The organism is Pseudochelatococcus sp. G4_1912, from assembly GCF_047501465.1.
GTDB lineage: Bacteria > Pseudomonadota > Alphaproteobacteria > Rhizobiales > Beijerinckiaceae > Pseudochelatococcus.
In genome coordinates, this window is sequence record NZ_JAZDRL010000001.1 from 67,368 (window position 1) to 87,030 (window position 19,663).

Annotated in this window: 19 protein-coding genes, 1 tRNA gene and 2 pseudogenes; 5 read left to right on the top strand and 17 right to left on the bottom strand. The window is 52.7% G+C overall.

Annotated elements, in window-relative coordinates; all coding sequences use genetic code 11:
* Nucleotides 1-86 precede the first annotated feature (86 nt).
* Together VRZ32_RS00285 and VRZ32_RS00290 are read left to right on the top strand one after the other, a co-directional pair.
* A complete protein-coding gene (locus VRZ32_RS00285; protein ID WP_414523451.1) occupies nt 87-1,031 on the top strand; it encodes a 2-hydroxyacid dehydrogenase in 945 nt (314 codons plus the stop codon).
* Between the two features lie 232 nt (nt 1,032-1,263).
* A tRNA-Gly gene (locus VRZ32_RS00290) sits at nt 1,264-1,338 on the top strand.
* Nucleotides 1,339-1,442: 104 nt separating this feature from the next.
* Here the strand turns inward: VRZ32_RS00290 and VRZ32_RS00295 are convergent.
* Both VRZ32_RS00295 and VRZ32_RS00300 read right to left on the bottom strand, forming a co-directional pair.
* Nucleotides 1,443-1,568: pseudogene (locus VRZ32_RS00295) on the bottom strand (IS3 family transposase); the annotation flags it as partial.
* Nucleotides 1,569-1,655: 87 nt separating this feature from the next.
* Nucleotides 1,656-1,817, bottom strand: a complete 162-nt coding sequence (locus VRZ32_RS00300) for a hypothetical protein (RefSeq protein ID WP_414523452.1) — start codon at nt 1,815-1,817, stop codon at nt 1,656-1,658.
* 220 nt (nt 1,818-2,037) lie between these two features.
* On the opposite strand from VRZ32_RS00300, the pseudogene VRZ32_RS00305 reads away from it, so the two are divergent.
* A pseudogene (locus tag VRZ32_RS00305) lies at nt 2,038-2,235 on the top strand (integrase core domain-containing protein); the annotation flags it as partial.
* A 99-nt stretch (nt 2,236-2,334) separates the two neighbouring features.
* Here VRZ32_RS00305 and VRZ32_RS00310 read toward each other — a convergent pair.
* From VRZ32_RS00310 to VRZ32_RS00350, 9 genes are all read right to left on the bottom strand, one after another.
* Nucleotides 2,335-2,937, bottom strand: coding sequence for a hypothetical protein (locus VRZ32_RS00310; protein WP_414523453.1), 603 nt, complete (start codon nt 2,935-2,937; stop codon nt 2,335-2,337).
* Between the two features lie 136 nt (nt 2,938-3,073).
* Nucleotides 3,074-3,580, bottom strand: coding sequence for a hypothetical protein (locus VRZ32_RS00315; protein WP_414523454.1), 507 nt, complete (start codon nt 3,578-3,580; stop codon nt 3,074-3,076).
* 637 nt (nt 3,581-4,217) lie between these two features.
* On the bottom strand, nt 4,218-4,700 hold the full coding sequence (locus VRZ32_RS00320) for a nuclear transport factor 2 family protein (RefSeq protein WP_414523455.1): 483 nt from the start codon (nt 4,698-4,700) through the stop codon (nt 4,218-4,220).
* Nucleotides 4,701-4,720: 20 nt separating this feature from the next.
* The gene (locus VRZ32_RS00325; protein WP_414523456.1) at nt 4,721-6,187 is read right to left on the bottom strand and encodes a M81 family metallopeptidase; all 1,467 of its coding nucleotides are present in this window, start codon (nt 6,185-6,187) and stop codon (nt 4,721-4,723) included.
* A 43-nt stretch (nt 6,188-6,230) separates the two neighbouring features.
* Nucleotides 6,231-7,289: an ABC transporter ATP-binding protein gene (locus VRZ32_RS00330; protein ID WP_414523457.1), complete on the bottom strand. Its 1,059-nt coding sequence runs from the start codon at nt 7,287-7,289 to the stop codon at nt 6,231-6,233.
* Nucleotides 7,290-7,296: 7 nt separating this feature from the next.
* On the bottom strand, nt 7,297-8,061 hold the full coding sequence (locus VRZ32_RS00335) for an ABC transporter permease (protein ID WP_414523458.1): 765 nt from the start codon (nt 8,059-8,061) through the stop codon (nt 7,297-7,299).
* A complete protein-coding gene (locus VRZ32_RS00340) occupies nt 8,058-8,957 on the bottom strand; it encodes an ABC transporter permease (RefSeq protein ID WP_414523459.1) in 900 nt (299 codons plus the stop codon). The genes VRZ32_RS00335 and VRZ32_RS00340 overlap by 4 nt, the downstream gene beginning before the upstream one ends.
* Nucleotides 8,954-10,009: an ABC transporter substrate-binding protein gene (locus VRZ32_RS00345; protein ID WP_414523460.1), complete on the bottom strand. Its 1,056-nt coding sequence runs from the start codon at nt 10,007-10,009 to the stop codon at nt 8,954-8,956. Before VRZ32_RS00345 ends, VRZ32_RS00340 begins: the two co-directional genes overlap by 4 nt.
* 47 nt (nt 10,010-10,056) lie before the next feature.
* Nucleotides 10,057-10,560 carry a nuclear transport factor 2 family protein gene (locus tag VRZ32_RS00350; RefSeq protein ID WP_414523461.1) on the bottom strand — a complete coding sequence of 168 codons (504 nt, stop codon included), beginning with the start codon at nt 10,558-10,560 and terminating at the stop codon, nt 10,057-10,059.
* Nucleotides 10,561-10,656: 96 nt separating this feature from the next.
* Here VRZ32_RS00350 and VRZ32_RS00355 point away from each other — a divergent pair, with 96 nt between their 5' ends.
* Nucleotides 10,657-11,718, top strand: a complete 1,062-nt coding sequence (locus VRZ32_RS00355) for a LacI family DNA-binding transcriptional regulator (protein WP_414523462.1) — start codon at nt 10,657-10,659, stop codon at nt 11,716-11,718.
* A gap of 4 nt (nt 11,719-11,722) precedes the next feature.
* Here the strand turns inward: VRZ32_RS00355 and VRZ32_RS00360 are convergent, their stop codons facing one another.
* The 3 genes from VRZ32_RS00360 to VRZ32_RS00370 form a co-directional block, all read right to left on the bottom strand.
* Nucleotides 11,723-12,865: a fumarylacetoacetate hydrolase family protein gene (locus VRZ32_RS00360; RefSeq protein ID WP_414523463.1), complete on the bottom strand. Its 1,143-nt coding sequence runs from the start codon at nt 12,863-12,865 to the stop codon at nt 11,723-11,725.
* A 30-nt stretch (nt 12,866-12,895) separates the two neighbouring features.
* A complete protein-coding gene (locus VRZ32_RS00365) occupies nt 12,896-13,018 on the bottom strand; it encodes a hypothetical protein (RefSeq protein WP_414523464.1) in 123 nt (40 codons plus the stop codon).
* A 258-nt stretch (nt 13,019-13,276) separates the two neighbouring features.
* Nucleotides 13,277-14,059 carry an SDR family oxidoreductase gene (locus VRZ32_RS00370; RefSeq protein ID WP_414523465.1) on the bottom strand — a complete coding sequence of 261 codons (783 nt, stop codon included), beginning with the start codon at nt 14,057-14,059 and terminating at the stop codon, nt 13,277-13,279.
* Nucleotides 14,060-14,246: 187 nt separating this feature from the next.
* Here VRZ32_RS00370 and VRZ32_RS00375 point away from each other — a divergent pair, with 187 nt between their 5' ends.
* Complete coding sequence (locus VRZ32_RS00375; protein WP_414523466.1) at nt 14,247-14,909, top strand: helix-turn-helix domain-containing protein; 663 nt, start codon at nt 14,247-14,249, stop codon at nt 14,907-14,909.
* 283 nt (nt 14,910-15,192) lie between these two features.
* Here the strand turns inward: VRZ32_RS00375 and VRZ32_RS00380 are convergent, their stop codons facing one another.
* From VRZ32_RS00380 to VRZ32_RS00390, 3 genes are all read right to left on the bottom strand, one after another.
* Nucleotides 15,193-16,659 (bottom strand): Na+/H+ antiporter NhaC family protein, encoded by a 1,467-nt coding sequence (locus VRZ32_RS00380; protein ID WP_414523467.1) that lies wholly within the window; start codon nt 16,657-16,659, stop codon nt 15,193-15,195.
* Nucleotides 16,660-16,726: 67 nt separating this feature from the next.
* On the bottom strand, nt 16,727-17,983 hold the full coding sequence (gene arcA, locus VRZ32_RS00385; RefSeq protein WP_414523468.1) for an arginine deiminase: 1,257 nt from the start codon (nt 17,981-17,983) through the stop codon (nt 16,727-16,729).
* A gap of 185 nt (nt 17,984-18,168) precedes the next feature.
* Nucleotides 18,169-19,602 carry a basic amino acid/polyamine antiporter gene (locus VRZ32_RS00390; protein WP_414523469.1) on the bottom strand — a complete coding sequence of 478 codons (1,434 nt, stop codon included), beginning with the start codon at nt 19,600-19,602 and terminating at the stop codon, nt 18,169-18,171.
* Nucleotides 19,603-19,663 lie beyond the last annotated feature (61 nt).

Consider the following 19,663-nt stretch of genomic DNA (forward strand, 5'->3'; position numbering starts at 1 on the left):
CACTTTTGTCGATTGGCTCTTGCGATAGCAGTCGGATCAGGACACGATAACAATATGTTATTGATGAGACGTCGCTGGAGGGGCTCATGAGCGTGTTGCTAGCCATTTCCCAAATGTCTCCCGATGTCTGGCAAGAGCGCCTGCGTACGCTTCTTCCGGGGGTTGAGGTCGTGACGCTGGGCGAGCCGTTTGATCGGCGCAGTGTCCATTATGCTATTGCGTGGCGGCATCCTCCCCGCAGTTTGACGGGCCTGCCAAATCTTGCGGCAATTTTTTCTCCGGGGGCGGGCGTTGATCATCTTCTGCGCGATTCGGACCTGCCCGAAGTGCCAATTTATCGCGTTGTCGATGCCGATCTTGCTGGACGCATGAGCGAGTATGTTGTTTTGCATTGCTTGTTGCATCTGCGGGGATTGATGCGTGAGCTCGGCCATCAGCGCCTGCATCGTTGGATGCCCGATCCCCTCCAGCCCGCTGCACATGATGTAAGAGTAGGGATTCTTGGCTTCGGCGTTTTAGGACAAGATGCGGCACATAAGCTTGCTCATATTGGTTTTGATGTTGCGGGTTGGAGCCGGCGAGAAAAACGTGTTGAGAGCTTTGAGGTTTATGCAGGCAATGCTCAATTATCCGATTTTCTGGCGCGTACAGATATTGTGGTTTCTCTCTTGCCTTTGACCAGTGAAACGCGCGGTATTTTAAATAAGAAATTATTTGCAGGCCTGGCACGTGATGGACGGCTTGGGCGCCCGGTTTTGATTAATGCGGGCAGAGGCGGTTTGCAAAACGAAGCAGATATTCTTGAGGCATTAGGAGATGGCACCTTGGGGGCTGCATCGCTTGACGTTTTTGAAACCGAGCCGCTACCAGCTGAATCGCCACTTTGGAGCCATCCATCTGTAATTGTGACGCCTCATAATGCGGCCATGAGCGATCCAGACGCCATTGCGCTCTGTATTGCAAGCCAGATTCGTGCTGTGGAAGCGGGGGAAATTCCGCCGGGGCTGGTTAATCCCACATTGGGGTATTGATGGTGATTGATTCTTGTGCTGCGGATTGATTCGAGGGTGAATACAGCTGAGGCTGGCCGATTTATGTGGTGGCCTGTGGAATAAATTGCGTTTATATATCAATATGTTATATTAAATTTGCAGATGGTCTTATTCTATTTTTCCACAGCGTGAAAAATGGGACTTGCACTGAAAAGCGTTTCAAGCAATAACCCACACATCGGCGGCGGCATTGACCGTCACAGACATGGATGCGGGCGTAGCTCAGGGGTAGAGCACAACCTTGCCAAGGTTGGGGTCGTGGGTTCGAATCCCATCGCCCGCTCCAGTTTCTCCGATAAAATCAGTAAGTTGCAAGAGCGTCCTTCGGGGCGCTTTTTGCATTTCTGGGCTGCGCTAAGTATGTGCTACGACGCCAGCTTGGTTCGTTCACTGCAGGATCGCGGTGCTGGTGAGCTCTCTGTCTTTGTCACTGACAATCATCCTGGGTTTGCCACGCTCCTCGATGATCCGGTCGAGTTCACGGGCAGCCCGCAGAGATGTATCGGCGACGAGAGCAGTATAGGGTATTGTGGTTAGCGCCGTGCTGCGGAACAGAGGGGCAAGCGCTGGCACATAGTGCGAGAAGGTGTCGACGACAGCAGGTCATGATAGTATCTGATAAGCTCTATCGCCGCCATATAACCCAAGCAGAAATCGCGCTTCCGCGAGAGTGGGGCGCAACGTTGACTCCTTCGCAGCCAAAGGACGATCGAAGTAGGCAGCAGCAAGTCGGCGGTCGGCGTTGTGCGAGCCGATTATCGGCATGCCGTTCCGGCACCTCATGGGTTGCGTTGATATTAGATTCCCCGCGCCTCTCAGGGGCCGCCAAGCACCGGGGTCTGGAAGGGGGCGCCAATGCCTAGATGGGCATGCTTGAGGCCGATGGCGCCCTCCGTGAAGAGCCAGTTTCTTCAGCTTTCTCACCTCGCCTGAAGCGATCAGATCATGGCTGCTGCCTGGCGTCATATTATTGAAGTCCCTGCCCATGAGCGGCAAAGGAAGTTGTTACGATAATTCGATGGTGGAAACAGTATTCAAAACGATCAAGTCGCAATTGATCTGTCAGACTGTGTTCCACACATACAATGATGCGATCGTAGCCACTGTCGAATATATCGATGGCTTCTATAATCCTGTGTGCAGACATTCCGCGCTTGGATATAAATCGCCAATCGCATTCGAAGCGATAACACGAAAATCAAACGCAGAAGCTCTCCAATTTTCCGGCAGCCTTCCCAAGTGTGCTGGCCAGTTGGGAAGTCGTGCTTCTACCTCTACAAAATTAATTGCTGAGAAGCGGGTCGGGATTGAAGCTGTGTAATGGTACATCCGCCACGCCCCATGTTCGGTTCACGACGTGGAAATGGACATCACGGCCACTATTGCGCTTCAATATCTCAATGATTTTGGCATCATTACTGCTCTCTGGTGCATGCACCCACAGAAGAAGTCCGCCATTCATGATCTGCGTTTGAATATGCTCGGCATGTTTGCGGCCAAAGGCTCTTGCCATAATGAGCCCTAGTGATCCACCCGCAATTGTGCTGCCAACTGTTACGCAAAGGGTTGGAATAAGCGCTGCACCGCCTGTTCCGATGATTGCTGCCGCGCCGAGGCCAGCCATGACAGCAGGACCGCCCACCAATGCAGCGAGGCCTTCGGTGCGGGAATCCGGACTCACATAAGCAGCATGCGGAACGTTATCAGCATCTTCCAGCTTGTCCGTTGATATGCCGCTTGGCAACTTGTCGGTGCTGGCCAGCAAGCTCATGTCTTCCTGTCGCAGGCCCAGTTGCATAAGCTCATCAACCGCAGCATTTAGTGATGCTTCATCACTAAAAACAGCTACAGCCTCGCGTTCCTGATAGTTAATTTCGTCGGCCATATTATTTTCTTTTTGCGATGACATTTTCATTGTCCTTGGAGTGTTTCACAAAAATTGTGGGTTTCAGACGATTTGTTTTTGAGGATTAATCACTGTGAAAACGGAAATTGGCCGTAAAAACTAAAGATGACGAGGTTCACTTAACCTTCTGTGCCTCAGCGGCTGCGACCGAGGCTACCCAATCCTCTGGTGAAATGCCGGCAGCGCGCGCCTTGGCGGTGATAGCTTCGATGATAGACGGCGCAAGGGGCACTTCGAGAACGATTTCTGTGGCGCTATCGAGTGAATAAACCAAAGCTGTAATCCTGCCAGCGAAGCGACCAACTTTTGCGGTTTTCTGCTTATCATCAAGCGTGTTATTGGCCGCGACTACCGGACAGTAGTTGCGGATCAGTGAGTTAACAACGACTGAGGAACTTACGCCGCTTTGGCGTAGCGCATAAACAGCCTCATTCAACTTTGTAATGTCATCATAGGCATCGCCCGTAGGCAGCAGCTTGCTAATCTCGCTCGAGTGGGCTCCGTTCTCCAGATGGGGCCATGGACACTCAAAATCCTTTGCCGAAGCATGCGATGCGCTAACCAATGAGAGGGAAGCGATAACGAAAGCGAAAAGGGTTTTATTTGTTAGCCTGCTGTTCACGTACATACTCCATGCGTAATGCGTCGATGTTGGTATTGGCGCACGCTCGTCGAAACAGATAAGGGGAAGCAGCAAAAGGTGCCCCTTCTGCGCCAGTTTGCGGCTTTCTTCTCCAGCTGATAGTGAAACGAAAGCTTTAGATCCCTCATTCTACTTATCCTTTTGCCGTGGAATGATGGAGTATTTCAGCCTACGAAATGGATACGCTTCCGCTGAAGAGTATTGCTAACTAAATAGCTTAGATTGTCAACGCGCTACTCCGCCCAAAAGAGATACTTGAGCGTGCAAGAATGATGTGGCTGTATTTTCGAATGAATTTTTGTTGAGCCTGGCTTCTGATGGCATAGGATGAAAGCTGATGAAAATATAGGATAGGGCGTTATTCTCACCATGTCCTAAAATAAATGACAAAAACCGTGTAGTAGAAGCTTGAGAAAACAAAGCTTTATGCTTCGATACAGAGCGCACATCTAGGCGCGCAATTGCGCTAATCGGCCAGGGGCATGCGCTTGCTCCCGGCCGCATCTGGACGGCGTGCGTCAAGATGGGCCTTGGGCGGTAAATACGGATAAGGTCAGGGCAAAAGAGTAGAGAGACGGTATTGTTGACAGCTAACATGAGTTATTAGCCGATAAGTTTATTTCGTCCAGGGCTGGCCGAATGGCACTTCGAATTTTACCTCCAGCCGCATATGCGAGATGAGCCATTGGCCATCAACGCGGCGATAGCGATCGTGGGTATAACCCATCAGGTGGACTGGTTCGGCCGTTCCTTCTTTGCTTAGAAGCAGCCAATGCAACCAACGTCCGGTGGCCGTGTCACCTTCAACCTCTATGATGGGGTTTGTATAGGCATGGAGCGTGAACCAGAAAGGCTTGCCGGCAAAACTCTCGGCAAGTGCTTTGCGGCCTTTGATGATGCCAAACTTGCCCGCATCCCATTCTACGTCTTCAGTAAAACAGGCCGTTTGTGCGTTGACGATACGCTCTAGTTCGCTGCCGGTCTTCTTACGGTGTTCGCTGGTGTATTTAGCGTCTGCGAACTCGGCATAACGTGCTTTGAGTGAGCGAATTGCCTCAATAGCCTCAAGCTTGGCGATGCGTGCTTCGATATCCGTCATCTTGATATTCTCCTATGCTCTCAACTTGCAAATGTGCCGATGGTGCCTGTTTCCTTGGGCCAGTAGGGTGCTGCCATGTTGTCGTAGGAGAGGTTTCTGGTGTTCGGATTGGTGCCGCCCGGTCCGGCGACGTAAAGCACTTCGCTGGCAATTGGGCCGAACCCGGCATAGAAATGCTGCGTGGATTTCACGACAATGATCTTGCGCGTTGTCGGATCAAGACCAAGCTGGGTCATCATGTCCGGATTGCCAGTCTGGAACCGCTTGCTATTGATGATGATGTCGATACCAGAGCCTTGCACCCACACGGCATCACCAATGCTGACCCGAATGCCATTGAAGGTCTGCGTTGCATCTTCCTTGATGCCCATCACCTTTACGGTCAGATCTACCGGCGCGCCGGATTCCGCGCCGCTCTTGCCGCCAATGCGTAGGCGCAATGTTGCACCCACACCAGCTTCCATGGCGAAACGGACGGCAATCGGGTCCCAATAGTTGGCCGCAACGATGTCCGTTACGCCTCGCTCAAGCAGACGCTGCAGAATGAAGGTGCTGTCATTAGGCGCGCCGCAGCCTGCATTGTCCGATGTGTCTGCCATAACCACCGGACCAGTGGGGAAAGCCAATGCTGCATCGATGCCCGCTTCAATAGAGAGATAATTGGGAAGCAGCTGATGCCGGGCCGTCCACAGAGCCTGGGCAAATTTGGTCGCCGTGTTCTGAGCAAGCTCGGGATTGCCATCAGTGATAACGATAACCTTCGCACCTACTTCCGGTACATCGCCATGGGGAAAACCATGTGCGAGGGAAACGGACAGGATGCCCGGCTTTTTCTCCTCAGCGATCATGCTGTCAACAAACTCCCGCATGGCGCCAGAAGTGGTCGGCAGATAAGCATTGATCGGGCATGCCACGATTGAGGTCTGGGGCTGTGCGGTTCCTTCAGCCGTTTTGATCGCTATGTCGAACAGCTCATAGGCGCGATCGGCGATGTCAGTATGCGGGTATTCCTTGTAGGTAACGACAATGTTGGCTGGTTCGGTCTTTTTACGTGTCAGATGGACATGCAGATCGTACTCGACACCAATGATCACGTCTGGTCCTACAATGTCTCGGATTGCGGCGACCAGCTCACCTTCCGGGTCGAGATAACCTTCAGCAATCATCGCGCCATGGAGGGATAGCAGAACCATGTTGACCGGGAGCGCGGCCTTTAGATCGGTCAGTATTTCATCGCGTAGCTCTTCATAGACCTTGCGTGATGTATTGCCGGCTGGTTCGGCGAAGGCGGACAGACTTTCAGATACCCGAATGCCCCGTGCTTCAGCGAGTTTACGCCACACTCTTAGCGGCTCCACGATGGGATGGCGGCCGTTTGCGGTGCCATCTCCGTGACAGAGCATTGTTTCACGAAAGCCCTGCATGCCTGTTGGCAGGGAGGAAAAGCTATTGGTTTCCGTGCCCATGCAGGCGATGAACAAATGCATTTTAGCAAGTCCTTCTCGACAAATGGAGTGAAGCCTGCCCGACCTAAGAAGCGAGCAGATTTGCGTCCTGTGGGCGCCAAATGAGGGAAACAGGCTGGTTGTGATCATAGGAGGGCATGCCCGCGCGGCGTTGCACCTGCACGCGGATCGCTTCGCCTCCGATGACGCCAACTGTGTATTCCATCATCGGTCCCAGCTGGATTGAGCCAAGCACGCGGCCTTCCACCAAGCCTTCACCTGGCGGTCTGATATCGATGCGTTCCGGGCGGATGGCGAGGGCGTTGGCTGTTGCGTCAAGGGGTACATTTTCCAGTAAGGGTAACGAAATCCCGTTCTGAGCCTGGAAAACTGCTGAGCCGTTACTGCCTTCAACTCTACCATCGAAGAAATTCGCCGAGCCGATGAAGTTTGCGACAAAACGGGTTTTGGGGTGGTCGTAGATGTCACTGGGCGTGCCTACCTGTTCGATCCGGCCTTTCGACATCACAACGATGCGATCTGCCATCGTCATGGCCTCTTCCTGATCGTGTGTCACGAAAAGAGCAGTCACCCCGATGCGGCGTTGCAATTGGCGGATTTCGGAGCGCATTTGCACCCGCAAGAAGGCGTCGAGGTTGGATAGCGGCTCATCGAACAAAAGCAGCGAGGGCTTGATGGCCATGATGCGCGCCAAGGCCACCCGTTGTTGTTGTCCGCCAGAGAGCTGTTTGGGAAAGCGGTCACCATATTCGGCGAGTCCTACGAGGCGCAGGACTTCCTCAATTCGCTCGGGGCGCTGCTGTGCCGGGATGTTATGGCAGGAGAGGCCAAATTCGACGTTTTTGCGCACAGTCATATGCGGAAAGAGCGCGTAGCTCTGGAACACCATGCCCATATTGCGCTTTTCTGGCGCGAGGCGGGTGACATCATTTCCGCCCACAATGATGCGCCCATCTGTAGGCTCAACAAACCCGGCAACCATTCTCAACGTTGTCGTCTTGCCGCAGCCTGAGGGGCCGAGAAGGGCGATGAACTCGCCTTTCTCAACTTCAAGATTGATGTCGGAAACAGCAATTGCGCCGTTATAGTTTTTTGTGAGATTTTGAAGACTGACGTCAGACATGTGCACCTCAATGACGAACAGTGAGGAAGCGCATATAGATGGGCGCTCCGATGAGTGTCGAAAGGACGATCAGGCACGTCGAGATTGCCGATATTGTCGGATCGTTGGAGTACTGGATGTATGAGAAAATCCGGATCGGAAGAGTCTCAAGCCCAGGACCTGCCAGGAAAAGCGTGATCACCAGTTCATCAAAGGACATGACGAAGCCAAACAGCGCACCGGCTATCAGGCCGGGGCGGATGATGGGTAAGGTAATCTGAAAGAAGGTCTTCAGAGGGCCTGCGCCAAGATTCCGGGCGGCCTCCTCAATCGAGATGTCAAAGTCCGCAAGGCTTGCTGACACAAGCCTGATAACAAAGGGTGTGATCAGGACAACATGCGCTGCGACGAGACCTGTAAAGGTATGGGCCAGCCCCATGCGGTGAAAGGCTATGAGCAGCGCAAGACCAAGCACAATCGTGGGAAACAGGATAGGAGACAGCAGCGATGCTGTGACCATCGGCTTTCCGCGGAAGTTGTAACGGGTTAGCGCAAGCGCACTCAGGCAACCGATAATGCTGGCAATCAGCGTTGAGCAGAAACTAAGAGCCAGGCTTAATCGGACCGACGACATCAGCTCTTGCGAGTTGAAGAAGCGGACAAACCATTTGAATGTTAGATCAGACGGAGGGAATTGCGGATAGGGAGCCCCTCCGAAAGCCGTTGCCATCACCACGAAGATCGGCACCAGGAGAAATGCAAGGACGAAAGCATTGATAACACGTAATATCATGCCTTTTTCCTCCGTTCAGCAAAGTGCAACGACGGGATCATCAGAAACAGGATCACGAAGAGCATGATGAAAGCAATCGCCGATCCAAATGGCCAGTCGAGCAGTGTCATGGCTTGCTGATAGATCATCGTAGGCATGATCTTCACTTGCGCACCGCCAACAAGGCTTGGTGTGATGAACGCGCTGATGGTGAGCGAGAAAACCAGCACAGAGCCGGATATGATGCCGGGCAACGATAGCGGCAGCAGTATTCTGAAGAAAACCTTTGCCGGTCTTGCGCCAAGATTTCGTGCAGCTTCAATAACCGATTTATCTATGTTCAGCAGGGCAGCATCCAGCGCCAGCACCATGAATGGCAACATGATCTGCGCCAAAGCGATAACCACGCCGGTCATGTTGTAGAGAAACTTGATCGGCATTTCAGTAATGCCGAACGACATCAGCGTGCGGTTTATAAATCCGTTGTTCGAGAGCAGGATGGTCCATCCGTAAGTGCGAACCACCGCGCTGGTTAATAACGGAAGAATAATCCCGAAATACAGCAGCCCCCGAAGGCCCCCGCGCAGCGACGAGAGCGCATACGCGAGGGGAAATCCGAGTATCAGACATACAAGCGTTACCATAGCTCCCATCTTCAGGGTCGTGAGCAGCACGCCAAGATAGAAGGGGTCGCCAATAAAACGCGTGTAGTTGTCCAAATTCCAGACGTCATAGAGGATGCCGCGACCCGGCTCGTACCCATGGAGGCTCAAGGCGCCTAGAAGCATGACTGGTCCTGCAAGGAAAACCACCAGCCAGAAGAGATTAGGCGTCAGGAGCATCCATGGCGCGAGCCGTTTCTTCAGCGTTGAGGGCGTATTTACTGAAGGTGTCGCGGCCATTGTTGTTTCCGTCACTGAGTGATCTCACGGTTCCAGCGCTCAAGCCATTTTGGGCTGTTCGCGTTGATCTTCTGCCAGTCAGGACGGCGAACCGTCTTCATGACTTCAGGGCCATTAGGAACGATCTTGGCGGTTTCTTCGTCAAGAACGGCCTTCGAGTTAACCGGAGAGATGAAGGTATATTTGGCATTCGCAGCCTGGCCTTCCGGGCTCAGCACGTAGTTGATGTATTTGAACGCTGCGTCTTTATGCTTGGTGCCCTTGGCCACAACAATCACTGCTTCATTCACGATGCCGCCATCTGAGGGAATGGCAAGTCGTAATGATGAGCCAGCTTTTTGTTGGCTGATGACGCGATCAGAAACCCACGGCGCCATAACGACGTCGCCATTGGTGAGCAGCTGTGCAAGTTGCGCGTGTTGGGTGGGGAAGGTAACGATGCTTGGCTTCAGCTTCTTCATCGCTTCAAAGCCCGGTTCCACATTATCGAGAGTGCCACCGTAGATTTCGTTGATGGTTACAAAGAAGATCAAGCCAACAGTTGAATCTAGATTATTGACTGCAATCTTTCCTTTGAATTCAGGCTTCCAGAAATCTTTATAACTGGCTGGTGGTTCTTTAAGTGTGTTGCTGTCGTATGCCACTACTGCAGAAGCAAACATGAACTTTGCGAATGGATCATCTTTAACGCGGAAAGTTGGATAAAGATCAGCAAGGTTCGGGATCTGGCTTACATCCAGCGGTTCTACAAGACCTTCTGCGAGTGCCTGATTGGCCGCAACTTCGTCCATGAGCAGGACGTCGACCTTCACATTATCCTTCTGGGCACGCATGGTCGCCAGATTCTGGAATGTCAGGCCCTGGGTTGTCTGGATTTTGATGTTTGGATTAGCGGCCTGGAAGGGCTCGATAATTGCCTTCTTCCAACCCTCTTCAAAAGTGCCGCCATAGACGGCCATTGTCAGCGTTTCAGCCTCCTGAGCTTGCGCATGGGAAAATGACGAGAACACTGTTGCTGCAGCGAGCGCTATAGCAGCTGTCTTACCTGTAAAATTACGAGAAAACATGGTTCCATCCTCTGTTTGGTGGTTATCATTTATTTTCTTGTTGTTTTTCAAAAGGTAAAGGGGGCATTGCGGTTGACGGACCAGGGAACGTCATGGCGCGTCATGAACTTCGTGGTCTGTCGCATTTTGGACAGCCTCCAGCCTTCATCTGTGCGTCGGTATTCATCTTCAGTAACTGCTGACAGAATGATTGGGGTATTTTCCCGGGTCAGGGTTCCCACCTGCCATAAAACCCAACGACCAGTGGCTTTATTGCCGTCAACTTCGATCAATGGACTGACATAATAATGCGCGCCAAAGCTCCACGGTCCGGTACGCAGATTGTCGTAAATAGCCTGTCGACCTTCCAGCACACCAAATGCGCCACCATCCCAAATGGCATCATCTGTGAAAACGCCGCTTTGCAGCCAGGCCAGTCTATCGATTTCTTCCTGAGGTTTGCGTTGATGGTCCGCGGTATATTTCTCATCCGCATACTTACCGTAGTAAGCCTTGAGGTACTTGATCGACTCGATGTCGATAAGTGACTGCTGATCGGGCAATTTAAGCATTATATGATCACATCCTCCTGTTATTGGGAAAACGTTTACCCTATGATATGAGCAAGAGTTATTGCGTCTGTCAATCCCAATCAGGTAGGAGAACGCATGTTAAAAAATAAATCTGACAAGGCAGCTGCGCACAGGATGACAACGCATGATACCGCGCTTCAAACATCGAAGGTAACGCGGGCCGCGATCTCGATTCAGACTATCGCTGAGCAGGCTGGGGTCTCGATTGCGACTGTCTCAAGAGTTCTGAACGGCAACACGAGCAAGGTCTCGGAAGCGACGGCAAAGCGCGTGATGTCTGTAGTGGATACGTTTGGATATCGACCTTCCCGGGTGGGGAGCGCTCTGCGCAGCGGTCGCAGCCGTCTGGTGGCGTTGATGGTTCCTGATCCGGCCAATGCCTATCATGTGGCTATTGCGAGCTCGGTGGAGCGGCAATTGCGTGCGCGCAATAAAATTCTTCTGTTTTGCAACACCCAGGAGAATGCTTCGGTGCAAGATGAGTTGCTACGCGAAATGCGCGCCCAACTCGTCTCAGGCATCATCATGCTGGGTGCGGTGGAAAGTGATGAGCTATCAGCGCAGTTGGCTGCGGAAGAGCCGATTATCTTTGTCAATCGTCGCATCGAAGGGCTGCCTCCAGGAAGGTTTGTCGGCATTGACAACTTTAAAGCCGGACAGGTCGTTGCCGAAAATTTCAACGCTTTGGGCTATAAGAAGGCCTGGCTCATGCATGGCCCCTTAACGTCTACCGCCACTGCTGCGCGCGTGGATGGGTTCATCTCGGCATTTGGTTCTGGTGAGGACACGCGCATCCATAATTTGGCAATGAGCCGTATGGAGATAGCCTATTCAGTTGCATGCGAACATTTGACCGCTGAGGATAGGCCGGATGCAATATTCTGCACAACTGACGAAATCGCATACGGTGTCTACAAAAGATGCCGCGAACTCAATCTATCAGTTCCCGGAGATATCCGTTTGTTTGGGTTCGACGGGAACCCCCTCAACGGATATCTCGCGCCGTGGCTCAGCACCATACGGGTGCCTTATGAAGACTATGGTAGTGCGGTTGTATCCATGCTCGACTCCTACTGGACAAAATCTTGCTACCCAGAGGAAGATGCAATCATTCCATTTGAGACGATTGTTACCTGATCCATTAAAGCAGATCGGCCTTTGCCAGATCCCGCAGGAGATGGCTTGTGCCGTAGGTCCATGGCGGGCATTCAGTTGATAATTGAACGCGATTGCGCAGGGTGCCGAGCAAGGGCGTTGAAATCTCAACCACGTCGCCAAGCTTGTGCGTGAAGCCTTGCCCAATGCCATCCCTATCCTTGGTGGGCGCGAACATAGTGCCGAGCATCAGGATGATGCCATCAGGATATTGATGATGTGTGCCAATGGTCGCAGCAACGAGAGACTCAGGCGAGCGGGAGATTTGCGCCATGTTCGATGCGCCATCAAGAGTGAAACCGTCTTCGCCTTCGATACGTAGTGTGAGCTCTGCACTCTTCACATCATCAAGCGTGAATGACTGATCGAAGAGGCGTATAAAGGGCCCAACAGCAGCTGAGGCGTTGTTGTCTTTCGCCTTGCCTAGAAGCAGCGCCGAGCGTCCTTCAACGTCGCGCAGGTTGACGTCGTTTGCCAGGGTCGCACCAAGTATCTGGCCTTTGCTGGAAACCAGCAAGGCAATCTCTGGCTCGGGGTTATTCCAGCGCGAGATAGGATGGAGGCCCACATCAGCCCCGTGGCCAACGCTCGACATGGGCTGTGATTTAGTAAAGATCTCCGCATCAGGGCCAATGCCAACCTCGAGATACTGGCTCCAGATGCCCTTGCTGATAAGGGTTTGTTTAAGCGCCATTGCCTGCTCAGAGCCAGGCACGATCTTGCTGAGGTCTGTGCCAATCAGCGCGATGACTTCCTCACGGAGGGCATCTGCACGCGATTTATCGCCAAGCGCCTGTTCTTCAATCACGCGCTCAAGGAGTGACGCGACAAATGTCACCCCGGACGCCTTGATCGCCTGCAGGTCAATCGGGGACAGCAGGGTAACGGCGTCTGGCGAATTGCCCGGATTTGCAAGCGCTGTTTCCAGGTCACCAACACGTATCCCCTTTGCCGCGCGGATATATCCTGCTGGATCTGCGGATTCCGCGATGTCGCGTACGGTTGCCATGGATTTGGCGGTGATGTCATATAGTCCGCCATCCCGAACCGTAATGATGCGAGGATAGGAATATCCAGGTATGTGCGCACGGCCAATAAGTGTTGCATTGCCTGGAATGGTATCAGTCATGATTTACCTGCTATTCCATGTGAGACGTTGTTATGAGATCTCGCGTCTCCGGCCAAGCTGTTTCATGGCAAGGATGCCGCCAATTGGCTGCGGATCAGCTACGGCGAATACCGCGTCAATTTTCGGGAAGCGCGTCAGCTGATTCTGCATCATTGCCTATCCACCATCGCGAGAGCTCTTGCCATTCTGATCGTCGAAAAGAATTTTGATGACAGGCATTTGCTGAACACCATTTTGCAGCTCTGGACGCGATCAGTGATAGCTGAGTTTGGAGGCCGGTTTCGTATGATCACGTTACCCTTGCCACCGAGCTTGTCAACGATGTACTGGCACGCAATTTCACCGGCTTTGTCTTGCCCCGCAACTGCAAGAGGGGAGGCGCGGGCCGCTTTGAGGCGGCATGGAATGACCTCAAGCGCCAGGACGCTCAGCAACCAGTCCGGATTGCTCCTGAGAAAGGAACATGCGATTCCAGGTGGGACTAACCAGGATCTCATTCATGCAGATCCGGCTTGGAAGCTGACATATCATCAGAATAATGTCCGCCAGATCCTGTGGCTGCAGCATGCGGTCTTTTTCCTCCTGAGGGACGGGGACAGGGCGTTTTTCAAGCACAGGTGTTGCAACCTCGCCTGGGCATACAGCGCATGAGCGGATATTGTTTCCAAACTCTTCCATATTGATGGAATGGCTCATTGCCAGCACCGCTTGTTTGGCAGCGCTATAGCCTGCGCCGGCGAGCTTGTGATTATACCGCCCCAGCCATGAAGCTGTATGGATCATCAAGCCGCCCCCCTGACTGCGGAAAATCGGCAAGACGCTTGTAACGCAATAAAATGTAGCGGACAGGTTGGTCGAGATTAGTTCATCAACGCCTTCCGGGGTCAGGGCTGCAGTGCTGCGATCCCTGATGTTAACGCCGGCATTGTTGACGAGCACATCAAGACGGCCAAGCTTTGAAACGATCGATTGGGCAATCTTCTGAACATTTGTGGCGCTGGTCAAATCACCTGGTTCCACGATTGCCGTTCCACCCGCTGCGGCAATTCTATCTGCTACGGACTCCAGCATCTCACGACGGCGGCCTGTGAGAACAACGGTTGCGCCAGCTGCGGCGAGTGTAAGGGCGGCAGCTTCACCAATACCGCTGCCCGCGCCTGTGATCCAGATGACCTGTTTTGCCAAAGTGCCCATATGAGTGCGTTTCCATTTTTCCAGACGATCTTGATTTCACCTTTATGAGTTTCATATAAGAAACTTTGTGTCAATGCGGAAACGTGGGTAAAATTATTTTACTCGGAATGTGGAAGCGCGTAACAGTGCTAAAAGGTCTTTCAAATTTTGCAATTAGCAGCAAAGCTGTTTTTTCGGATTAATTATGATGGCGTCAGCAAATCCCTCTCATTCAATTGGTGAAGCTCTGCGTGAGCGGCGCAGTTATCATGGCTGGACCTTGGCTGACGTAGCGGCAAAAACCGGGATATCAAAATCGACACTTTCAAAGATTGAGAACAATCTTATCTCGCCATCTTACCAGTCTATTTTGCAGCTTTGCGCTGGTCTGGATATCGAGATTGGCGATCTTGTTTCCAGTTCGCCAAACAAGGGCGAGGGCATGCGCCGGCTAACAGGGCGTCGCAGCATTTCTTATGGCGCATCAGGCCTTACGATGAGCGATGAGAACTATACCTATACCTATTTGTGCACTGACATTGCTCACAAACGGATCATTCCGATGGTGATCGAGGTTCGGGCGCACTCTCTCACAGATGTTGGCGGACTCTGGAGCCATGTTGGCGAAGAGTATCTCTACGTTTTAGAGGGCAGCATCGAACTGCGAAGCGAGTTTTATGAGCCTACAATCCTGAAGGCGGGAGATTCAGCTTACTTCGATAGCACCATGGGGCATGCGTATCTTGCTGCAGGTGACAAGCCTTCAAAATTGCTCGTGATGTGCTCAAGCGCTACGCCAAACCTCGCGCAGACGCTTCGTGAGGTGCTTTCCAAGCGCTTGGAGAAAGGTCACCTGGATAGTGATGCGTAGATGACGCCGTTTCATTTAGGAAAATAAATTTCTTATTTTGAAATAATTGACAGCTTGCGTGTCGCACTATTCTGTCTCGACAGTGCCTATTTTGCACTAGTGCCGTCGTGAACAACGCAAATACGCTCCTCTCCCTTATCAAAGGCGCGGAAATTGTAGATCTGTCAGTTTTGACTGGTGAGAACCGGCCGTCATTCTCGCTCGAAGTCAGCGTTTTGGGCAGTTCATGATGAACCATTATACGCAGGTAATCCGCACGCGAAATGCTTTATTCTTTAGCTTTTTAATCCTCGTAAGGTCCCCCGTTTTGCGCCTTGATTGTTTGCCTGCTGGTAAGTCCGACTGCAAAAGCGCCGGTAATGACCGCAATTATCGGGCTGAGTATGTTGAAGAAGGCATATGGAGCATAGTTGAAGGTGGCAACGCCAAGGGTGGCGGCCATGTATGCGCCGCAGCTGTTCCAGGGGATCAAGGCTGAACTTGGTGTGGCTGCCGCCCCCAGAGAGCGCGATAGCACTTTTGGCGGTATATGCCGTGTCTGGAAAGCTTGCTTGAACATCCGCCCCGGCAAAACGATAGAGAGATACTGATCTGCTGTCGCTATGTTCGTTGCGATGATTGAGGCGACGAGTGAGGCGATGAGACGCCCAGTGGATTTGGCCGCCTTGACGATCGGGCTGATAAGGCGATCCAGCATGCCAGCTTTCTCGGTAACGCCACCAAACGCAAAAGCCGTGATCACAAGCCAGATCGTATTCAGCATGCTGCTCATGCCGCCGCGTGTTGCCAGCTGATCCAGCATGGCCTGCCCGGTTGTCGAAACATAACCGTTGGCGAGCGCAAGCCAGACACCCTTGATAAGGCCAAGCCATTCCGGGCCGCTCTGTAGTTTTGCAAATGCAAGTACGCGCTCTGGCGCAAAAAACGCGGCGAGCACCCCACCTGCCAATGCGCCGATGAAGATCGTCGTGAAGGGTGGGAACTTCATTATCGCAAGTATCACAACAATTATAAGTGGCAGGAACAGCAGCGGCGTGATGTGGAAGGCGTTGGCAATAACCGCCAGCTTTCCGCTGGCATCGAAGGTTCCCGAGCTGCCTAAAAACCAGAAAATAACCAACGTAATTGCGAGCGTCAGAAGCGACATGGGCAGAACACCACGCACGTGCTCATAGAGGTTCGTATCTGAAACGCCCGCAGCCAGATTGGCAGAATCCGATAAGGGCGAGGTGGTGTCGCCGAAATAGGCGCCGGATATGATCGCACCTGCTGCAATAGCCGGGTTCAATTCCATATTGATGGCAATTCCCATCAGGCCAATGCCGATAGTGCCAACCACCGTCCAGGAACTGCCGATGCCGAATGATACCACAGCACAAATAGCGGCGGCAGTGACATAGAAGTAATCCGGATTGAGAAGCTGTAGGCCATAGTAAACCATGGCCACGAGCGTGCCGCTCATCGCCCAGGTGCCGATCAACGCGCCAACAGCAAACAGAATAAAGATTGCTCCAATGCCGGAGCTGACACTGGCGACAGCGGCATCACCAAGCTCTTGCAGGGTGAAGCCACGCCGTTGTGCGACAAGAACCGCAACCATGGTGGCGATAACGAGTGCCACCTGGTTTGGGCCACTCATTCCCGCATCGCCGAACAGATAGTACGATAGCGCGACGAGCAAAATGAGACAGGCAATCGGGATAATCGCTTCAAGATAGGAAAGGTCGGCACGTTGCTCATGATCTTCCATGGCGATCTCTTTTCACCTGTCTCACTCAATGATGGCGTTTGCCAGCCAGGTAGCAAACCACGCTCGATCAGTAGTCAACAGCATCCCGGGTGATCGGGCATGTCATGCAGTGACCGCCACCGCGTCCACGACCGAGCTCCGCACCAACGATGCTGATGACCTCAATGCCCTCCTTGCGCAGCAGCGTGTTGGTATAGGTGTTGCGGTCGTAAGCGAAGACGACGCCCGGCGAAGCGCAGACGAGGTTTGCGCCGCTGTCCCACTGTGTGCGTTCACGCATGTAGTCGTTGCCGCCCGTATGGACGACGCGCATTTTCTTGAGGCCAAGTGAATCGCGGACAGTGTCAACAAATGTGCCCTCATCCTTGTGCAGTTCAAGCTCGCCTTCCTTGTTGCCTGGCCGGTAGGAGAAAGCCTGAATTTTATCCACGATATCGGGATACAGCAGCACACAATCGCGGTCTGCGAAGGTAAACACCGTATCGAGATGCATGGCCGCACGCAGTTTTGGCATCGCTGCGACGATGACACGTTCAGCCGCCCCCTTCGCGAACAGCCTCTGCGCCAACTGCGCGATGGCCTGCCGTGAGGTGCGCTCGCTCATGCCGATAAGCACGTTGCCCTTGCCGATTGGCATGACATCGCCGCCTTCAAGGGTTGCCATGCCCCAGTCTTCTGTGGGGTCGCCCCACCAGACATTGACCTTGCCGGCGAAGTCAGGATGAAACTTGTAAATCGCAGTGGTGAGAATTGTCTCTTCATGACGCGCTGGCCAGTAGAGCGGATTAAGTGTTACGCCGCCGTAGATCCAGCAGGTCGTATCACGCGTATACAAAGTGTTGGGCAGTGGGGGTAGCAGGTATTCCGTGACGCCCGCGGCCTCGCGGACCAGCTTGAGTGTCTCACTGCTGTTTGCTTCAGGAAACTCGAAGGTCGATAGGCCGCCAATCAGTGTTTCTGCCAGTTCGCGATTGGTAAGACCATCGAGATAGCTGCGGATTTCGTTGACAAGCTCTGGCCCGACCTGGTTCGGAACAACCTGCTGGTCAAGAATCCACTTCTTGCCTTCAGGGATCGCCACGGTTTCGGTAAGCAGGTTGTGCATCTCAACCACTTCAATACCGCGATCGCGCATCTTGGTGACGAAGTCGAAATGATCGCGCTTGGCATTCTCAACCCAGAGTACATCATCAAATAAAAGATCGTCGCAATTGCTTGGCGTCAACCGTTGGTGGGCGCGTCCTGGTGCGCAGACCATGACCTTACGGAGCTGACCAACTTCAGAATGGACCCCGAATGGAGCGCTGGAAGAAGGAGTGGACATGCTTCACCTCTAGACTTGATTGTGATTGTTCGGAGGCATCCACGCTTAGGGCTCAATGCCGCAGCTGAATGGATTAGTCACGAAAAGCTGAGTGGCATACTGATTGATATCCAAGCATCCCGCTCTCTTAGATGAGCGCAGATGAGTATGCTGCCTGCTGGGCGGTACACTCATCTGCCGCTTTCTCACACGACGAAGTAACCGGTCACGAAGCCGTAAATGCCTGCAACGCAACCGATCATTGCCACGATGAAGACGATAAGCTCCATCGGTGTAAATACTTTCTCATTCTGCTCGCGGCGTGCCCAGAAGTACAGGATCGTGCCGGGCCCATAGAGAATAGCTGATAGCAATACAAATTTCAGGCCTCCAGCGAAGAGCAGGAAGATCGTATAAACCAATGCAATACCCGCAATTGCCAGATCGCGCGTTCGTTCTTGGGGTCTGATATTGTAGGTCTCACCACGGCGTGTCAGCATCAGGCCGAAAGCTGCGACCAGCAGATATGGAATAAGCGCCATGGAGCTGGTCAGGTTAAGCATCAGCGCGAAGGCATCTCGCGACCAGTAAGTGCTGATCACAAAGAGCTGGACGATGATGTTGGTCATCCAGAGTGCTGCGGATGGTACCTTGTTCTGGTTTTCCGTTGCAAACACCTTTGGCATGTCACGCGTTTTCGCTGCCGTGAACAGCACCTCAGCGCAGATAAGCGACCAGGCAAGATACGCGCCCAGCACCGAAATCAGCAAGCCGATGCTGACGAAAACCGCGCCCCAAGGGCCGACGATAGCCTCAAGAACTGTAGCCATTGAAGGCTGGCGCATGGCAGCAATCTCAGCCTGCGGCAGGACTGCATAAGGCAACATCGTAACCAGCACCATCAGAATCAGAACGCCAGCAAAGCCTACCAGCGTCGCGAAGCCAACATCAGTACGTGTTTTAGCAAAGCGCGAATAAACGCTGGCCCCTTCAATACCGAGGAATACAAAGACGGTTACGAACATCGTCGCCCGAACCTGCTCGAACAGGCTCATCTCCGGCATGCCCTCGCCACCCCAGAAGTTGGCGCTGAACTGTTCCCAATTGAACGCAAATAGCGCCAGCAGGATAAACACCAGGATAGGCACGATCTTGCATATCGTGACAACGGTATTAATAAACGCTGCCTGCTGTACACCGCGCAGGATCATGAAGTGAAATAGCCAGATGCCAACTGATGCCACCAGAATTGCGGGGATCGTATTACCATCGCCAAAAATCGGGAAAAATGCCCCCAACGTTGACTTGATCAACACCCAGTATGAGACGTTACCGATGCAGCTACCAATCCAGTAGCCGAGTGCGGATAAAAAACCCGCATAAGGACCAAAACCAGCCTTTGCGTATGCATACACACCGGCGTCAAGATCAGGTTTGCGTTCTGCAAGTATCTGGAACACGCGTGCAAGCATATACATGCCACTGCCAGCGATAGCCCAGGCAATGATCGCACCGAATGGTCCGGTAGCGTTACCAAACGTGCGCGGTAAAGAAAATATCCCTGCGCCTACCATTGAGCCCACCACCATGGCAGTCAATGTCCAGCGAGAGAATTTTTGTGTGTTGGTTGAAGTTGCCATCCTGCCCATCCAGAGTTTTTATTTATTGTGATCCATCATATTCAAATGTTTATGTTATAAA

Bases quoted from the DNA above. Each gene is read 5' to 3' on its own strand.
- VRZ32_RS00355 (WP_414523462.1), top strand. From the start codon at position 10,657: ATGTTAAAAAATAAATCTGACAAGGCAGCTGCGCACAGGATGACAACG.
- VRZ32_RS00300 (WP_414523452.1), bottom strand. From the start codon at position 1,817: ATGCCGATAATCGGCTCGCACAACGCCGACCGCCGACTTGCTGCTGCC.
- VRZ32_RS00335 (WP_414523458.1), bottom strand. From the start codon at position 8,061: ATGATATTACGTGTTATCAATGCTTTCGTCCTTGCATTTCTCCTGGTG.
- VRZ32_RS00325 (WP_414523456.1), bottom strand. From the start codon at position 6,187: ATGCATTTGTTCATCGCCTGCATGGGCACGGAAACCAATAGCTTTTCC.
- VRZ32_RS00350 (WP_414523461.1), bottom strand. From the start codon at position 10,560: ATGCTTAAATTGCCCGATCAGCAGTCACTTATCGACATCGAGTCGATC.
- arcA (WP_414523468.1), bottom strand. From the start codon at position 17,983: ATGTCCACTCCTTCTTCCAGCGCTCCATTCGGGGTCCATTCTGAAGTT.
- VRZ32_RS00390 (WP_414523469.1), bottom strand. From the start codon at position 19,602: ATGGCAACTTCAACCAACACACAAAAATTCTCTCGCTGGACATTGACT.
- VRZ32_RS00370 (WP_414523465.1), bottom strand. From the start codon at position 14,059: ATGGGCACTTTGGCAAAACAGGTCATCTGGATCACAGGCGCGGGCAGC.
- VRZ32_RS00330 (WP_414523457.1), bottom strand. From the start codon at position 7,289: ATGTCTGACGTCAGTCTTCAAAATCTCACAAAAAACTATAACGGCGCA.
- VRZ32_RS00320 (WP_414523455.1), bottom strand. From the start codon at position 4,700: ATGACGGATATCGAAGCACGCATCGCCAAGCTTGAGGCTATTGAGGCA.
- VRZ32_RS00375 (WP_414523466.1), top strand. From the start codon at position 14,247: ATGGCGTCAGCAAATCCCTCTCATTCAATTGGTGAAGCTCTGCGTGAG.
- VRZ32_RS00310 (WP_414523453.1), bottom strand. From the start codon at position 2,937: ATGGCCGACGAAATTAACTATCAGGAACGCGAGGCTGTAGCTGTTTTT.
- VRZ32_RS00360 (WP_414523463.1), bottom strand. From the start codon at position 12,865: ATGACTGATACCATTCCAGGCAATGCAACACTTATTGGCCGTGCGCAC.
- VRZ32_RS00285 (WP_414523451.1), top strand. From the start codon at position 87: ATGAGCGTGTTGCTAGCCATTTCCCAAATGTCTCCCGATGTCTGGCAA.
- VRZ32_RS00345 (WP_414523460.1), bottom strand. From the start codon at position 10,009: ATGTTTTCTCGTAATTTTACAGGTAAGACAGCTGCTATAGCGCTCGCT.
- VRZ32_RS00365 (WP_414523464.1), bottom strand. From the start codon at position 13,018: ATGATGCAGAATCAGCTGACGCGCTTCCCGAAAATTGACGCGGTATTC.
- VRZ32_RS00380 (WP_414523467.1), bottom strand. From the start codon at position 16,659: ATGGAAGATCATGAGCAACGTGCCGACCTTTCCTATCTTGAAGCGATT.